Genomic DNA, 17,304 nt, shown 5'->3' with positions numbered 1-17,304 from the left:
TGCTTGAAAATAAAAAAGACCTATATTTGATTCTGAGATAAAAGCCCCTCAATGACTGCTAAATTACGCCTTGTTTTCTCAATTACCATAGCATTTCTTTCCTTTTATGGGGTAGCACAGACCAAATACTGGAAAAGTACCGAGTTGGGTAATACCGATAAACATGTCACTCTTAAGAAATTAGATGTTGCCAAAGCCAAGGCTTTTGTACTAAACGAAGCTGATTTTAAGCAAAGGTTAAATACTGTTTCTACATCAAAATATAGTTCTAATGTTGTTTATTTTCCTGATGAAAATGGAGATCAAAAGGCTTATAACGTTATAGAGGCCAATGTTTTTTCTCCAGAATTGGCCAAAAAATATCCAAATATAAAATCATACAAAGGGTCGGGGGTTGATGACATATCTAGAAGTATAGTTTTTAGTGTTTCTCCCAAAGGGATACAAAGTATGGTCATAGACCCTAAGAAAGAGGGGACCGTATATATGGAAAAAGGGGAAAGTGGAGCCTATATTGTTTATAATGCAAAGGATCGTTTGTCCGGTAAAATAGATTTTATATGTAAGACCAACCCACAGGTTTTGGAGGTGGGGCATACTTCTACGGCAAAATTGGTCGATGATCAGAGTTTAAGAAAGTTCAGGGTTGCAATCGCTGCCTCAGGAGAGTATACCGAATTTCATGGTGGTACCAAAGCTGATGCCTTGGCTGCCATAAATGCAACCTTGACCAGGGTAAATGCCGTTTTTGAAAGAGATCTCGGGGTTACTTTGGAGTTGATAGGTAGTACTGATCAAGTTATTTATACAGACCCCGATACCGATCCGTTTACGGGAGGGTTAAGTTCTCAGACACAAAGCACCTTGACCAGTGTTATTGGGGAAGAAAATTATGATATAGGGCATTTGTTCAATCAGCAAGACAATGCGTTGGATGGCAATTCGGGCTTTATAGGGTCGGTATGTGTAGACAATAGAAAGGGAAGTGCCTACACAACTTTTTCCACACCCGAGGGAGATGAGTTCGATATAGATTTGGTAGCCCATGAAATGGGGCATCAATTTGGCGCTAACCATACATTTTCCCATATAAGTGAAAGTACGACCGTTCAGGTAGAGCCCGGTAGTGGTACAACTATCATGGGCTATGCGGGCATCACTGGAGCGAATAACGTGGCCTATCATTCCGATGATTATTTTCACTATGTAAGTATTGTTCAAATACGTGATTATTTAGAGACTATTTCTTGTGGAGAGGTAATTCCCCTAACGAACAATCCTCCTAGCTTAGATCCAGTCGAAGATTATGTGATTCCGGTCGGTACACCCTTCGTGCTTACTGGAACTGCTACCGACCCCGATGTAGGTGACGTACTCAGTTATACATGGGAACAAATAGACAATGGAATCGTTACACAGGCTACTTTTGGACCTAATAGTCCTACCGGAGCTCTTTTTAGGTCTTTACCCCCAAAGGACGTACCCGAACGTTATTTTCCAGATATTAGTAGGGTTGTAGAGGGGAGTCTTACACAGACCAGTCCTAGTGTTGGTGATGCCTGGGAAACACTTTCAAATGTTGAGCGTAATCTTAATTTTTCTTTGACCGTACGTGATAATGCCCTCGGGGGAGGGCAGTTGGTGTCTGAGGAACTGGAGATTTTTGTGACCGATGATGCCGGTCCGTTCGTTGTTACTAGTCAAGATGTTGCAAGTTCATTTGTGGCGGGAGAGGTAGCAACAATTAATTGGGATGTGGCCAATACCGATATGGCACCGATATCGGCTGAAACGGTCGACATCTATCTCTCTACCGATGGTGGCCTCACCTATCCAACGCTGATCGTAGAGAATGTTGTGAACGATGGTAGTTATGATATTGTAGTGCCTGGGGGAATAGAAACAACTACAGGTAGGTTCATGGTGAAGGCCTCCGGTAATATTTTCTTTGCGATCAATGCGGCCGATTTTTCAATTACGGAATCTGAAGTGGTATTGGACTTCGATGATTTAAGCTATGATGTTTGTAAACCCGACGATCTGGTAGTAGATTTTGATTATAAGACCTATCTCGGATTTTCAGAAGAAAGTACACTAAGCGTAACTTCTTTGCCCACGGGGCTAACGGCGGTCTTTTCGCAAGATACGGTTTCCGACTCCGATACCAATATAACTATCACTTTTTCCGGCACCACTAATTTGGCAATAGGTAATTACCCGATCAATGTAGTTGCTACCTCCGCTAGTTTAACAAAAACGGTGCCTTTGCAGCTTAATATCTATGATACTAGTTTTTCGGAGGTTGTTCTAACGGCTCCTGCAGATGGTATGATAGATGTTTCTAAAGATGTCTTGTTGGAGTGGGATCCCGATATTTCCAGTACGGAATATGAGGTAGAAATAGCAACGGATGTCTCCTTTGCCTCGATTATTGAAACCGCTACGGTTTCGGTCAATACATATGCGCCATCGTCTTTACTGAACGATACCCAATATTTTTGGAGGGTGAAACCTAAAAACGATTGTGGGGAAGGGGTGTTTGGTTCGCCTTTTACCTTTACCACCATTCAGTTTAACTGTAAAACTAAGAGTGCCGATAATCTACCTATAGAAATATCCTCTATAGGCACACCTACTATTACATCGAAGGTAGTTTTTTATCAAGATTTGGCATTGGCGGATATAAACGTCAACCTTGAGGTAGATCATACTTATTTGGCAGATATAGTAATTAGTCTTACTTCTCCGGAAGGTACAACGGTTGTATTGGTCTCCAGTTCATGTGGAGATAGTAGAAACATTAATGCGGTTTTTGATGATGATGCCTCTGCGGATTTTGAATGTTCGGGTACCCCTGCAATAAGTGGAACCGTACGGCCGCTCGGGTTATTGAGTTCTTTTAACGGAGAATCTATATTGGGAGAATGGACCCTTGAAATTCAGGATAATGCTGCTTCTGATGGTGGAAGCTTAAAATCTTTTTCATTAGAGGTTTGTGTAGAGGGGGATTTTAGGCCCGATGAAGATGAAGATGGAGTTTTTGACGACGGGGAAGACTTGTGTTTGGGGACGCCATTAGGGCAAGAGGTGGATGCATCCGGTTGTCCGGTATATAGGTTTTCGCAAGAAAATTTTACAGTAACCTTAGAGAGTGAAACCTGTAGTTCCAACGATGATGGTATTATCAAGATTTCTCCAAAGGTATTTCTGGATTATGAGGTTACCGTTAGTGGTAATGGGGTGGATTTGGTAGATAATTTTACAAACGATTTTGTCTTAACAGGATTAAGTGCCGGTACCTATGATGTTTGTATTACAGGTTCTGATGGTACCATTGTTTATGAACCTTTTTGTTTGGAAGCTGTAATTACCGAGCCAGAACCACTAAGTGTCAGTTCAAAGGTTTCATTGCAGGGGACTCAGTTAATTGTTGATATGGCAGGGTCCGATTATTATTATGTGGAATTGAATAATGACATAATTTATACACAATCTTCAAAAGTGACCTTAGAGTTAAAGAAAGGATTGAATTTTTTAAAGGTATATACCGATATTCCCTGCCAAGGCGTATATAATGAAGAATTTGTTGTGTCAGATAGCCCGGTAGTGTTTCCAAACCCGTTCACAGATATTGTTGATGTATATTTTGGAGAACAAAAAGACCAAGTCACCATTGCAATTTATAGTTCTGACGGTAGATTGGTAAAAACGGAGTTATTGCAGGTAGATGGGACCAATATAACCATAGATTTGAGCCAATTGGCAACCGGTCTTTATTATGTTAGGTTCAATAGTAATGGAGTAATAGAAACAACTAAGATTATAAAAAGATGACCCGTACCATTATAATTTTTATTTGTGTTTTAGGGCTATTTGGTTGTAAAAAGAAAGACGACGCTCAGCCACCAGGCCAGGCATTATTGGTATTCCCTGAAAAAAATTCTGAATGTACTACAGGTGTAGACCAAGGAGAAAATACCAGTCGGGTGGAATTTAGGTGGCAACTTGCCGACAACACAAAAACATATGAACTTAGGGTAACGAATATTAATACAGGTGTTGTACAAACGGTCAGTACCTCGAGTACCAGTGCCAGTCTGCCTTTGGTCAAAGGGCAACCGTATTCATGGTTGGTCAGGTCTAGAAATAACCAAACATCCGAAACCGTTTCAAGTGAGACATGGAGTTTTTATAATTCGGGTTCGCAAACGACATTTGCCCCTTTTCCTGCTGAAATTTTATCTCCTAAAATGTCGGAAAAGGTATTTAAGGACATTAACAATGATGTAACCTTATCATGGTCCGGTTCGGATTTGGATGATGATATCGCAGCCTTTGAGATATATTTTTCTAAGGTAAATCCCCCAACAAATTTGATCAATACCCTATCTAGTGAAACCTATACATTAAAGGTCGGTGTGGATTCTGGCGAGGTTTATTACTGGAGTGTGGTCACCGAAGACGCAGAGGGGAACGCCACGAGTTCCGGGGTATATAGTTTCGTGGTGTTATAGCATTATTTTAATTCCCGTTGAATTGGTTCATGGTTCGGGCAATACCGGCCAATACAAAAGAATCTAAAGCCTCTATGCTCTTTTGTAGGCGTTCTTCCATTTGAGAGTTCTCCTCATCGTTCCATTGTCCTAAAACATATTCTATTTGTCTTCCCTTTCCGAAATTGGCGCCTACTCCAAACCTAAACCTATTGTATTTGGTGGTTTGTAGGGTATTTTGAATATCTTTTAGTCCGTTATGGCCACCATCGCTTCCTTTGGTTTTTATTCTGATCGTTCCAAAAGGAAGGTTAATGTCGTCCGTTATAACGAGAAGGTTTTCTAAAGGAATCTTTTCTTTTTCCAACCAGTATCTCACCGCTTTGCCGCTTAGGTTCATGTATGTGGATGGTTTTAGGCAAAGAATACTTCTTCCCTTTAATTTATAAGTGGTAATGTCTCCCAGTTTTGCCGTTTCGAATGTTAATTCTTTTTGTGTCGCTAAAAAATCTAAAATCTTAAAACCGATGTTGTGTCTGGTCTCTGTGTATTCATTGCCTATGTTGCCCAAACCGACCACTAAAAATTTCTTCATAGAATCTCTCTCTTTTAAAACGCTTTTTTGGAAACCGAACAATGATTTAAGTAGTGTCGCCATACATCAAATCTTTTGTTGGTCAAAAATACAAAAGCACCCCGATACTTGGTACTGGGATGCTTTTGGTTTTGTGTAAAATCTTGGATTATTCTTGAGCAGCTTCTTCAGCTGGAGCTTCTGCTCCTCCTTCTGCTTCTTCGTCTTCATCGTCATCCGTAATAATTGCCGTACGGGCTGTCTTAACTTGTACCACGGTAGTGGTGTCTGGATGCATGATAGTGAAATCGTCGCTCAATAGACTTGAAACCGCTATATTCTGACCTATTTTTAGTTTGGATATATCCACGTCAAAGAAATCAGGTAATTTGTCCGGTAAGGCTTTGATGGTCAATTTTCTTTTTCTGAACAATAATCTACCACCGTTTCTTACACCTGGCGAGTTACCTTGCAATCTCACAGGAATGTTCATGGTTACAGGTTTATCGTCGAATAATTGATAAAAATCAATGTGTAGAATTTTATCTGTAACAGGGTGAAACTGAATGTCTTGCATAACAGCTTTAACTTTGACCCCGTTCTCCAACTCAATTGCAACTGTGTGTGCATTTGGAGTGTAAACCAAGTCTCTGAACGCTAGTTCATCTGCTGAAAAGTGTAATGGTTTATCCCCTCCGTATACCACGCAAGGAACCTTTCCAGCATTACGTAGGGCTTTTGTTGACTTTTTGCCCACGCTTTCTCTTTCTGATCCTTTAATTGTAATTGACTTCATTATTTATATTAAAAATTAATAATTCTAAATTGTATTTCCTTTTATCTACATTAAAAATTTTGAGGAAATAGAGTTGTTGTTATGTACTTTGTGCATCACGTCGGCAAATAGGTCTGCGCAACTTAATACCCTTACTTTATCACTTTTTATCTCTATCGGAATGGAATCGGTAATGATCAACTCCGTCAGTTTTGATTTTTCGATCTTTTCATAGGCATTGCCCGATAATAACCCATGAGTGGTAATGGCCCTTACACTTGCGGCACCTCTTTCCATCATTAGATCGGCAGCTTTGGTAAGTGTTCCGGCGGTGTCTACCATGTCATCTACCAATACTACGTTCTTCCCCTGTACATCGCCAATAAGTTCCATATGTGAAATAACATTGGCTTTGGCCCTTTGTTTATAACACACCACTACATCACAATCCAACGCCTTGGAATAGGCATAAGCCCTTTTTGATCCGCCCATATCGGGTGAGGCAATGGTCAGGTTCGGTAATTCAAGACTTTTAAGGTAGGGTAAAAACAACGTGGACGCGAACAAATGGTCTACCGGTTTTTCAAAGAATCCTTGAATTTGATCTGCATGCAGATCCATGGTTATAATTCTTGTGGCACCTGCCGTTTCCAGCATCTTGGCCACTAGTTTTGCTGCAATGGGTACTCTGGGTTTATCTTTTCTATCTTGCCTGGCCCATCCAAAGTAGGGCATTACCGCTGTAATATGTCTGGCAGATGCTCTTTTGGCAGCATCGATCATCAACAACATCTCCATTAAATTCTCTGGACCAGGGTGGGTAGAACCAATAATAAATATCCTGGTTCCTCGAATAGATTCTTCAAAAGAAGGTTGAAACTCGCCATCGCTGTAGCGAGAAAAGATTACATTTCCCAGTTCCGTGCCATATGCCTTTGCTATTTTTTCTCCTAAAGATGTACTCTGTGTACAGGTGAAAATTTTAGGTTCTGGGACTTGATATGACATGGCTCTTTCTATATTATAATTTAGGCCGCCAAGCTTAGGCTTGAAAGGCGCTGTTTTCTAGAGAGGTGCAAATTTAGAAATTAATTTGGCTCCTTGAAGATAATTATTAAATTTTTTGGTGTGGTAAACAAAATATTTTATAATTTTGCATTCCGAATTTGAAATGCTCGAGTGGCGGAACTGGTAGACGCGCTGGATTCAAAATCCAGTTCCTTTGGAGTGTGGGTTCGATTCCCACCTCGAGTACAAGAAAAAACCAAGACGAAAGTCTTGGTTTTTTTGTTTGGCGCTGTTGGGTCGAATGTCTTTATTCGTCCCTTATGTGAATAGGCTATTAAAGTGTATTGAAGGTTTGATTTAAATTATGTCTACCCCCTCGAACGTATTTCGCGTTTCATAAACAATATATACGATAACAAGAAACACAACAAGGTCAAAGCGATGAGGCCTGTAAACTGTGGCCAAACCAATAGAATACTCTGTCCTAAGGGAAGACTTCCAGGAATGGCCCCTTGCATCTGCTCCATGGTCAAGGGTCCCAGGCTACGTACCGATGGCACTAAAATAGCCGAGGTAATCTCATCGAACAGCTCGTTGGGCATTATTTGTACCAAATAGAACTTTAGTTTTTGATAGAAATAAATGGCCCTGGGCGTGGCGTATTGAGAGGGTTCGTATCCTTTAATGATCAGATTGGCGATCATAGGGTAGAATATGGTAAAGAACAACCATACCGCAATACCTAATAATGCCGAGGTGGCGGGTTGCCGAAACCGCACCGAAAAGAGGATGGATAGGTTCAACCAAAAAGATACATATACAATGCTCAGTATCGTATACACGATAATACGCATAAATTCTTCTGCCGTTGGGGGAATGCCTATGGCTATTAATCCGGCACCCATGACCAAGAAACTGAGGGTGAACAACATGAGGCTGATTACTATGATGCCTGCCAAAAACTTGGCATTCAGAATACTGTCTCTTGGAACTGGTTGTGCCAGTACACGGCTTAAGGTTCCCCTGTTCTGCTCAGAACTTATGGCATCGAAGCCGAGGCTTATCCCGAACAGCGGGCCCAGAAACCCTACGAACACAAAATAAGGAGGCAGGGTGCCGTCAGATTTTGTGAACAGGTTCAAGAAAAAGAAATTGTTTTCCGAATTATCGTTTATAAGAACCTTCATTCCATCGGACAAGGTAGAAAAAAGGGTCCCCAAACAGGCCAAGGCTATAATGGCGAAAAGAATGATAAAACGCCAGTTGGTAATATGGTCGGTTATTTCTTTCTGAACCATGGCCTTAAAGGGACTTAAAACCAACGAACGATCGTTTTCAACGGTTCCTTTCCTAAGGGAACGAAAGCGATTCGTTGGAAAATTGAACGAAGGAATCTTTATGATAGTGGTGAGCCTATCTATTCCCGATTTTAACAATGTACTTTTCATATCTGTTTTTCTTCCTGAAAATATTGATGATAAATGTCGTCCAGACCATATTCCTTTTTACTAAGGGAATGAAGGCCATAACCAGAATTAACGACTAAACGGGATATGGGTACCGAAATATCCTTTTTAGACGTTATTACAAATCGTTTATCGCGCATCTCTACTTGGGCAACCCCTTCCATCTGTTCCATTTTCTGCGTCAGTTCTTTCAGTGATAGGGAAGGTTTTTCCGTTTCGGCGACAATTCCCTCAAGGGTGTGGGCGTTTTTAGAGAACAATTGCTCGGCCAAGGAACTGATTTTTCCTTCGGCCAATAATTTTCCTTTTACAAAAATGCCGACCCGGTCACAGAGCTGTTGTACCTGGTGCAGGTGGTGCGATGAGAACAGAACGGTAATCCCCTTTTTTCTGCTAAGATCTACGATTAGTTGAAGAAATTTCTTTACGCCCTCGGGGTCCAGTCCCAAAGTGGGTTCATCCAGTATAATTACTTCCGGCTTTTTTATGAGTACGTCCGCAAGGCCCAAACGTTGGCGCATTCCTCGAGAATAACTGGCTACCTTCTTGTCCTTCGCCTTTTCTAGGCCTACTTCGGCCAAAGTTTCCAAGGCGGTCTTTCGGGCTTCTTCTATTGGAATATTGTTAAGGCGTGCCACGTACATCAGATTTTGCAAACCGGTGTAATCGGTATAAAAACCTACATCCTCGGGTAGGTAGCCGACCTTTCTTTTTACCTCTAGGGGATACCTGCTACTGTCTATACCACATACTTTTACACTGCCCGAGTCTATTTCGGTAAGTCCTAAAACCATAAGGATGGTGGTCGATTTACCGGCGCCGTTCGGCCCCAATAGGCCAAAAATTTCGCCTTTTTCCACAGAGAGCGTTAAATTGTCTACCGCCACATGCTCCCCGTATTTTTTGGTCAATCCAACAATGTCTATACTCTTGTCCGCCATTATCGTCTTCCGTATTTTTTAAACAGGTAATAAATGGCTCCTAATGTTCCTAGTATAATTAAGATGCCTACCCAGCCCCATAATAAAGGGGTCTTTACTAAAAATCGGATAGATGCGGTAGAGGATACTTCAGGAGTCTTGGCCGTAATTTTTGGTAGGTAGTCTCCAGGAACGGCCTTGTCTGCAGCTTTTATGGTAGCCGTTATTTTTTCTTGTGAACCAGCTTTTATAAAGGGTATGGTGTCGGGTTTAATGGAAACTTCCCAGTCTTTAGGTTTGTTAGAGCTAAACGTAACATTTTTTAATTCGCTGGATCCGGTATTCCGTACCAAAAGTTCCATTTTCTTTTCTCTTCCAGAAGTAATGCTGGAACTTAAAAGTCCTGTAGGGGTGGTCAGCTCCATATCATAAGAGCCTTTGATCACTACTTCTAATTCCAGTTCGGCAGTGGTATACTTGTTGGTCGCCTTTATGGGTATTTTATAGGAGCCTGCTTTTACTATTGCAGAAGGGGTTACTTCGACTTTAATATTAGTTGTTTTCCCCGGTGCTATCTCTACTGCGGTTGCTTGTCTGGCATTGGGTTTAAAAGCTACGTTCCAGCCTCGTGGTGGTGCTGCCAATAGCGAGTATACCTGCTTTTCGCCTGTGTGGTTCTTTAATTTTGTAGAGAAATTGAAGTTAGATTTTGAATGCCCTTCCATATTGATCTGATCGGAAGTAAACTCGGTCTTAAAGGTTCCTTCTTCCGATACATTAATGGTGATGGGAAGTACGTCGTAATTTTTGCCGACCAGCTTTATGTTGTACGTGCCTTTTTCGACCTTCAAGGGCACGTTTACCGTTAGGGTAAGGTCTTTTTTTTCACCGGGCAACACAGCTATTCGCTTAATGGTGTAGCCCCCGGCCTTTAGGGTAGAGCTCCAATCATCGGGCAGGCCCGTAAGGCTAATTTCAACATCCCTTAGTTGGCTTCCGTAGTTTTTTACCTGAACGGTATAGTCGATAGACTCTCCCGGAGGTACCGAAATATTAGTGTACGGCGTATATAAGGTGATACCGTTGCCGGCCAAGGCCATAGGGCTGTATAAAAATATAAGCGTGATAAAAAACAATAATGTTTTAAGATTGAATTTAATGGATTTCATAGTGCGTAATTTATATGTCATTAAAAAGCTAAAAGTTTGGGCCGAGGTGCCGGCTGGTTTATAGTTTGTGATTTGATTATTCTTTTTCTTTTATGAAATATTCCTTGTCAACGAACAATCGTTTGTACAGTCCTGTAGAATCGCTCTTAACATAGGTTTTGGGGTGTTGCGACGAGTGAAGTAGAAAATTGTTTTCCACGCTGTCAACATAGGCTTTAACAATAATATTATCCATAGATTTTCCTCGAACGGTCAAGGTTCTAAAAGCTTCTTTTTTCGGAGCAAACCTATCTACGAAAAGAGAGCTGCTCTGGTTACGTAGAATATTGAGATAACGGGCTACTTTTGTAGAATCTGATCGTATGCCCATAATGGTCCAAGTAGCGTCTTTTTTTTGAAGGGTAAAATCTTCTTGGCCATCCCGTTCAAATTTTACTTCTGTAATGTCTTCCTTGTTCAATTTTATAAATTCAGAATTCCTCCATGTATTGAACTTACGGTCAAAGGCACTCGAAATCTGATTTTTTAGGGTGTAGGTCTCGGGCCTGTCATTTATTCGAAAGTAAGTGTACCCTTTCATGGATGCTCCTCCGTACTGCGATGACGCGCCCTGTTCATAAGATGTTTTTCCGAAGTAGACAGTATTTATTTTGCCTCCATCTTTTTCTTGGATCTCCAGTTTTCTGGCCAAGGAATCTGTGAGTTCATAAGTAGCCCATTTGTCCGCTGTTTTTGCGACCAGTCGTTGGGCCTTTATATCTTGTAATTGCCCAAGGGCACTTTTTACCAATGTTTGGCTCGCTTTAGATCTGATGGTGCCTTGTGAAACCTCCCATCTATTTTGCGACCTCGAAATATAAATAGGCTCTTCCGACATTTTGGCCGGTGGGTATATGGTGAGTTTTTCTATCGCAGAGGTATCCAGTTGTATGACCTCTGGGTTAAAAGTGGTGCTATTGTTCTTTTTAAAGTAATTGGTAGAAACATAGAGCAGTACCAATACCACCAATACCGAGATCAATATGTTGTTTTTCTTCATGGATTATGGTTTAGTTGTAGTGATCATTCGTAGTTTTCTTCCAGTCTTTTGCTGCGTTTGTTTTTGTTTATCTGCATACGTATAATTCCGTAGACAATTACCAGAACAAGGGGCAACAGGAAATTGGCATATTTTAATGTGGTTTTGGTGCTTTCCTCTAATTTGTCCAAGGGTCTGTACCGAACTCCTTTTGTTCTAAGGTCTATTAATCCGGTGTCGTCGCTCAACCAATCTATGGCATTGACCATAAGGTTTATATTGTCGGCCTGTAGTGTTCGTTGGCCGTCGCTAACTGGAAAATCCCCATCGGAAACCACAAAAATGCGGGATCGCTTGCCATTGGGATGGGTTTGCTCCAAGACGCCTGCGACCACTTGGTTGGGGGCATTGAAATCATTATTTGTCCATTCTTTTTGGATATTAAAATACTGAGGTGCCGGCAATACTCCCGAGTTATCCGATGAAAAGGCGAGCGGGGTAAAGGTGGTCAGCGAATCCTTGGCGGTAAACTTTAATGAACTGGCAAACTGCATTACCACGGCATCTAAGCCCTTGGTACTGGGGTGGTCTGCAAATTTGCTGATAATGGGGGCATAGGGGAAGGCAACGTTCGTCGTAAAATTAAAGAAACCTTGTCGCTGTTGAACCGATATGTTGGCACATTGGGCATCGATGACAAAATCTGAACCTATTGCAAGTCCTTTTTCGTTCAGCCATTTTTCTATTCCGGTACCGATAGCACTGCCAAATGTGTTGTTTAGGTTTCCGTTTACCCGGTTCAGGGCGATGAACAAATTTCCGCCGTTTTCTAAAAATGTATCCAATTGTTTTAAGGTGCCCGCGCTGATGGTGTCCGTGGGGCGTACCAAGGCCAATGTCCTTATATTCTCAGGTGGGGCAACGCTGTCGTTTACGGTGACCGACTTAAAATTGTACAGTACGTCCAAGGCTGTTTTTACCTGTGCAAGTTCACCAATGGTGGCCTGTCCGTAGTCCTGTAAAAGTCCCACTTCGGGTTTATCGGTAACCGCTATCTTTTTTATGGAAGACGAGAGGAGGTACTCTAAGGGTGCTCCGGGTTGTACAAAGGGGATGACCTCCTTGCGGTCCTCCAGTTGTAAAACGGCGCCCAAAAAGGCCTTTTGTTGTTTCATCTGGTCCTTTTCGCGAACGTTGATCATGACGGGGTTAATGCCCGCTTCCATGGCCTCTAGCTCTAAAGATTCCTTCTCGTTGGGGTTGATAAAGGTGTAGATGAGGTTGTCGTCCGAATGCCGTGCATACTCGATCAAGTATTCCTCGAAATCGTTTTTGGTCTTGGCGATATCGGGGGGCAGGTTCTCAGAAAAATAGGCCTTTACGGTAATAGGGTTTTCTAAGGATGCCATAATGTTCTCCGTAGCATCACTTAAAGTATATTGCTTGTCTTCGGTGAGGTCCAACCTGAAAAAATATTGCTTTGATACCAAATTGGCGAACACCAAGATTGCGATGGTCAAGACAATGGTTATGTTCGTTTTTTTCATTGGATGTACTATCGTTTAAGAAATATGTCTTTTAGAAAGGGACCATTCCCCGAGGTAAAGCCCCAACACGGTTATAGAAAGAAAATAGACCAGGTCCTTGGAGTCCAAGACCCCTCTTGAAACGGACTCAAAATGCGATTGAAGGTCCAAGGTATCGAAGAATTGTCCCAGGCTACCGGTAAAGTTGTGGGCCAATACCCCAAAAATGATATGGAAAAAGAGACCGATGAACAGGGCGGTCATAAAGGCCACGATCTGGTTGGTGGTAATGCTGCTCGCAAAAATACCTATGGCTGTATAGGCGGTACTGAGCAACAATAGGCCCAAGTAACCGCAGATGGTTCCGCCGTTATCCAGATTGCCGATGTTGGAAACCGTAATCACATAGGGTAGGGTGGCGGCCAGGGCTATACAGACCAATAGTATGGATCCCAGAAACTTGCCAAGGATCACTTGCCTGTCCGATACTGATTTGGTCAAGAGCAGTTCCAAGGTGCCCGTCTTGCGCTCTTCGGCCAACATTTTCATGGTAATGGCGGGAATAAAGAAGAAGAGGCTCCAAGAGGCAATATTGAAAAAGAGCCGAAGGTTGGCCTGTCCCACCAAAAAAATATCGTTTCCGTAAAGCCAGGTAAAAAAACCGCTGAAGCCTAAGAAAAGAACCAAAATAATATAGGCGATGAGCGAGTCGAAAAAGGTCGCCAGTTCACGTTTGGCGATAGTCCATATGGTATGCATGTCTAATTTACCGTTAAGTTTCTAAATATGTCTTCGAGTTTGGTTTCCAAGGGGGTCAGTTCGGTCAGTGCCCATTTTTTGTCCACACAAAGGTTAAAGATGTTCCGTTTAGACGATTGCTGGGCGACGCTCTGTACCTCGAACAGGTTTTCTTCCTGTTGAACAAGGTCTACGTCCTGTACCGTATCCAGGGCGCTTAAGGCTTTTGCAATGGTTTGGGCCTCGGCGTCCTCTATGCGAACCTTCAATACCTCGTTGCCCTGTGCTTGTTTTCTAAGGGTTTCGGGGGTTCCGTTGGCGACAATGGTACCCCTGTTGATAATGAGGATGCGGTCGCAGGTGGCCTCCACTTCGGGCAAGATGTGCGTACTGAGGATAACGGTCTTTTCCTTGCCCAGATCGCGGATCAATTTTCGGATCTCGATAATCTGGTTGGGATCCAGCCCCGTGGTGGGCTCGTCCAGGATCAATATTTCAGGGTCGTGGATCATGGCTTGGGCGAGTCCCACGCGCTGACGATACCCTTTCGATAGTTCCCCTATTTTTTTGTGTTTCTCGCGATTGAGTCCGCACAGGCCTATCATTTCCCGTATCCTATCCTTGATCTTTGCCTTTTCTACCCCTTGCAGGGCGGCGCAGAATTCCAAGTAATCGATGATGGGCATATCTAGGTACAAGGGATTGTTTTCCGGCAGGTACCCAATGTGTCGCTTAAAATTGCTCTCGGGGTCGGTTACGCTTTTGCCACCGATTCGTATATCTCCTTTTTCGATACCGATATAACCGGTGATCATTTTCATGGTGGTGGATTTTCCCGCTCCGTTGGGACCAAGAAATCCGAGTACCTCTCCCGTTTTAACATCAAAGCTGATGTCGTTTACGGCCTTCTGAGGGCCGTAGGTTTTGGTTAGTTTTTCGATTTGTATGTCCATGCTCGGTGTGTGGCGTTTAATTCATTTTAATATGGGATATGGATTGTATTCTAGATTTAATTGACGGTTGACCTATTGGACGTAAAGGATGGTTTGGGTAATCGTACGGTACTATTTGTTTTGTGCTCTTTTGACAGGTGTATTTTTAATACTCCATGGTAAAACCGAACTGTATGTATATGGCAATGCTGTTTGTCGGGAAGTCGTATCTGAAAATCAATATCTTTTTCATATCCTTCGTACGACATAGACCCGCCGTAATAATCATAGTTGTTTTTAGGTTTTTTTATTTTTAGATGTAAGACTCCGTTTTGTACCCTTACGGCATGGTTGTATTTAGAAAGAAAATTGGCCGAGATAAGGATATGTATACCCGTATTCTCCAATTTCATTTGAAATTTATTGAATCTCAGCGGTGGAAAAGAATGAAGTCTTTGATGTTTTTCTTTCTTTATTTTGTTCAATGATTCCATAACTATTTTTTTAAATTATACTTTACGTTAAAAAAGTATTCGTCTAAAGAAACAGAATGATGAAATGTTTTTTCGAGGGTTGAAGAGCGCTATTATACCCCTAGGTCGGGTGTTCTTATCTTAAGAAAAGGCGATGCCTTCATCTATAGAATTTGAACTCAAAATTGTGGTTCTCCGAATAGGATATAAAGGGCAGGTGATGTGATAACACCGTTTTAAAAAAAGGTTCAGAAGATAGCCCACCTTTTGTGTTATTTGATAATAGATTGCCTAATTTTTTTTGAAAAGGCAGAACAGAAAACGCGGGCTTAAAACCGTCTTCATGTCTACTAAATGGCATAGTATCGCTATTTCAAATTCTCAATAAAAATAAAAATTTAGAAAATACACTAAAAGTTAAAAAATGTAAAAAAGACATCTTTTTAGTAGTTTCCGTTACAAGGTAAACCTGTTTAGAACAGATGTCTGCGGTAAAAGTAAAAGGGGATTTAAAAGTTTAATTTATACAAAGCCCCGATTTGTATGACCCGGTTTAATTGGTTGTTTTCATTATTGTTGCCATATTCTCCGTCATCGTTAAAATCAAGGTCTATAAGCCCTTGTTTATATCGTAGTTCAAGGGCAAGTCCAAAATCGAATTCGATACCTATTCCCCCAAATGCGGCAAGGTCTATTGGCGTAACTTCAAAATTGTCACCATCACTATTGATTAAGTTGATAAAATTATCATTGAAATTAAAATCTATGCTAGGGCCTAAGATGAAATGAAAATGACCCCCTTCGGTAAATATTTTATTGGCAACACTTACAGACAGGTAGTTGATGTCAATGTCGTCAAGCTCGGGAATTTCAGATTTCCCTCCTTGTTTAGAATAAGTAATCTCTGGTTGCAAGGTATATGTTTCATTAAATGCGATAGCCAAAGCTACACCGGCGTATGGGGCATATTTGGTATGTAGGTTAGAGTTGAGAACTTTACTACTGTTAAGTCCCATGCGTAGTGCCATTTTTGTTTTTTCTTGAGAAAATAAGGTTGTAGAAGAAACAATTAAAAAAATAATGAGCAGCTTTGTTTTCATATCAGTGCTTTTTTTGTGGTTGCATGGTCTATATGGTAAATAGGTGTCTATTTAACCACGTTGATCATTACGGCCTCGCAACTTTTTAAGTCTGAATTTAAGACAATGTTTTCAGATTTTTTTCCGTCCGTTATTTCTATCGCTACGGTGTTTGGAGGAGAATCACCTAAATTATGGGCGTAAAGGAACAGGTCATTAGATTTGTTAGGGTCTAATTTAATCTGAAACTCTTTTTTCCAGTAGGTCAGATAATATTTGGACACTACCGGGGAGCCGTTTAAATAGATAGAAACGATATCGCCATCCTGTCTACCGTGATCCCATATTTTAACACTTATGGTTTCACTGTCGAAAGTAAATTCTTTGGTATATGATATTTTTCTTCCATCGAATTCTTCACGTATGGTAGAGGTAGGTGCATTGGTGTCTATGGTCGATGCCACAGCGGTTTTAGCCGATGCCGCTTTGCTTTTGTTTTTGGCCCTTCTTCTTTTTTCTCTTTTACTAAGTCCTCGTTTTTCTAGTTGGGCAAGGTCATGTTTCTTTTTTAGCTCGTCCGATGCTTTGTTTGTTATGGAGAAAAAGGGGGTTACGAATTTTGCAATTTGATATTTGTCTTCCGGAAACAATTCGATGCCCACTACTTGGTAACGATCTCCCGAGCCTATGTTTTTGGCAAGTTCTATTTCTTCCGAGATGCCATTGTTCTCAAAAGAGCCCAGTTCTTGAACCACCATTTCGTTTCTGACCAGAAAAAACCGAATAGACTTGTTCGGAGCTATATTTTCGGTATTCCACTGAAGGGTTATTTTTTCGGGTATATTCCAAACCGTCCCCTGTGCGGGGTCTGTTATCAATATGGCCGATTTTTCTTGTTGGCAAAAGACGGCCGTTGAAAATATGCTAAAGAGTAGGGGAACTAATAGAGATTTCATATGACGAAAATAAAGCAAAATATACGAATAGCTTTTTGACTTTAATAAATAAAGAAAGAGTTTGGTCGAATCTATAACGTCATTTATAGGGAAATGTTGAATGTGATTTAGATTATTAGAATTTAAAATGGAATAAATCCAATATTTTGGAAATATTCCATAAATTAGCTATCCGAT

Annotated in this window: 15 protein-coding genes and 1 tRNA gene; 3 read left to right on the top strand and 13 right to left on the bottom strand. The window is 41.3% G+C overall.

All coding sequences use genetic code 11. The features are described from left to right. Window positions 1-51: 51 nt before the first annotated feature. Window positions 52-3,834 (top strand): reprolysin-like metallopeptidase, encoded by a 3,783-nt coding sequence (locus AB657_RS11080; RefSeq protein WP_047246544.1) that lies wholly within the window; start codon window positions 52-54, stop codon window positions 3,832-3,834. Beyond that, window positions 3,831-4,514, top strand: a complete 684-nt coding sequence (locus tag AB657_RS11075) for a hypothetical protein (RefSeq protein ID WP_047246543.1) — start codon at window positions 3,831-3,833, stop codon at window positions 4,512-4,514. Before AB657_RS11080 ends, AB657_RS11075 begins: the two co-directional genes overlap by 4 nt. A gap of 7 nt (window positions 4,515-4,521) precedes the next feature. On the opposite strand, the gene pth is transcribed toward AB657_RS11075, so the two are convergent. From pth to AB657_RS11060, 3 genes are all read right to left on the bottom strand, one after another. Then, window positions 4,522-5,151, bottom strand: coding sequence for an aminoacyl-tRNA hydrolase (gene pth / locus AB657_RS11070; protein ID WP_047246542.1), 630 nt, complete (start codon window positions 5,149-5,151; stop codon window positions 4,522-4,524). An 85-nt stretch (window positions 5,152-5,236) separates the two neighbouring features. Next, on the bottom strand, window positions 5,237-5,863 hold the full coding sequence (locus AB657_RS11065; protein ID WP_047246541.1) for a 50S ribosomal protein L25/general stress protein Ctc: 627 nt from the start codon (window positions 5,861-5,863) through the stop codon (window positions 5,237-5,239). Window positions 5,864-5,908: 45 nt separating this feature from the next. Next, entirely contained in the window at window positions 5,909-6,850 is a 942-nt protein-coding gene (locus tag AB657_RS11060) for a ribose-phosphate pyrophosphokinase (protein ID WP_047246540.1), read from the bottom strand. Window positions 6,851-7,015: 165 nt separating this feature from the next. Between AB657_RS11060 and AB657_RS11055 the strand changes: the two genes are divergently transcribed. Next, window positions 7,016-7,096 (top strand) — tRNA-Leu (locus AB657_RS11055). Between the two features lie 122 nt (window positions 7,097-7,218). On the opposite strand, the gene AB657_RS11050 is transcribed toward AB657_RS11055, so the two are convergent. From AB657_RS11050 to AB657_RS11000, 10 genes are all read right to left on the bottom strand, one after another. Next, window positions 7,219-8,298, bottom strand: coding sequence for an ABC transporter permease (locus AB657_RS11050; RefSeq protein ID WP_084696420.1), 1,080 nt, complete (start codon window positions 8,296-8,298; stop codon window positions 7,219-7,221). After that, window positions 8,295-9,257, bottom strand: coding sequence for an ABC transporter ATP-binding protein (locus AB657_RS11045; protein ID WP_047246539.1), 963 nt, complete (start codon window positions 9,255-9,257; stop codon window positions 8,295-8,297). The genes AB657_RS11050 and AB657_RS11045 overlap by 4 nt, the downstream gene beginning before the upstream one ends. Beyond that, entirely contained in the window at window positions 9,257-10,405 is a 1,149-nt protein-coding gene (locus AB657_RS11040; protein ID WP_047246538.1) for a COG1470 family protein, read from the bottom strand. The genes AB657_RS11045 and AB657_RS11040 overlap by 1 nt, the downstream gene beginning before the upstream one ends. Before the next feature lie 76 nt (window positions 10,406-10,481). After that, a complete protein-coding gene (locus AB657_RS11035) occupies window positions 10,482-11,444 on the bottom strand; it encodes a DUF4340 domain-containing protein (RefSeq protein WP_047246537.1) in 963 nt (320 codons plus the stop codon). 23 nt (window positions 11,445-11,467) lie between these two features. Continuing rightward, the gene (locus tag AB657_RS11030; RefSeq protein WP_047246536.1) at window positions 11,468-12,970 is read right to left on the bottom strand and encodes a GldG family protein; all 1,503 of its coding nucleotides are present in this window, start codon (window positions 12,968-12,970) and stop codon (window positions 11,468-11,470) included. A 15-nt stretch (window positions 12,971-12,985) separates the two neighbouring features. Continuing rightward, a complete protein-coding gene (locus AB657_RS11025) occupies window positions 12,986-13,708 on the bottom strand; it encodes an ABC transporter permease subunit (protein ID WP_047246535.1) in 723 nt (240 codons plus the stop codon). Window positions 13,709-13,710: 2 nt separating this feature from the next. Further along, on the bottom strand, window positions 13,711-14,640 hold the full coding sequence (locus AB657_RS11020; protein ID WP_047246534.1) for an ATP-binding cassette domain-containing protein: 930 nt from the start codon (window positions 14,638-14,640) through the stop codon (window positions 13,711-13,713). A gap of 56 nt (window positions 14,641-14,696) precedes the next feature. Continuing rightward, window positions 14,697-15,113: a hypothetical protein gene (locus AB657_RS11015; protein ID WP_047246533.1), complete on the bottom strand. Its 417-nt coding sequence runs from the start codon at window positions 15,111-15,113 to the stop codon at window positions 14,697-14,699. 488 nt (window positions 15,114-15,601) lie between these two features. Beyond that, a complete protein-coding gene (locus tag AB657_RS11005) occupies window positions 15,602-16,192 on the bottom strand; it encodes a porin family protein (protein ID WP_084696419.1) in 591 nt (196 codons plus the stop codon). 47 nt (window positions 16,193-16,239) lie between these two features. Then, a complete protein-coding gene (locus AB657_RS11000) occupies window positions 16,240-17,127 on the bottom strand; it encodes a hypothetical protein (RefSeq protein ID WP_047246531.1) in 888 nt (295 codons plus the stop codon). Between the last annotated feature and the right edge of the window lie 177 nt (window positions 17,128-17,304).

Source organism: Maribacter thermophilus, from assembly GCF_001020565.1.
GTDB classification, from domain to species: Bacteria; Bacteroidota; Bacteroidia; order Flavobacteriales; family Flavobacteriaceae; genus Maribacter; species Maribacter thermophilus.
The sequence above is the reverse complement of the archived record's forward strand: the minus strand, read 5'-3'. Positions and strand labels throughout refer to the sequence as shown.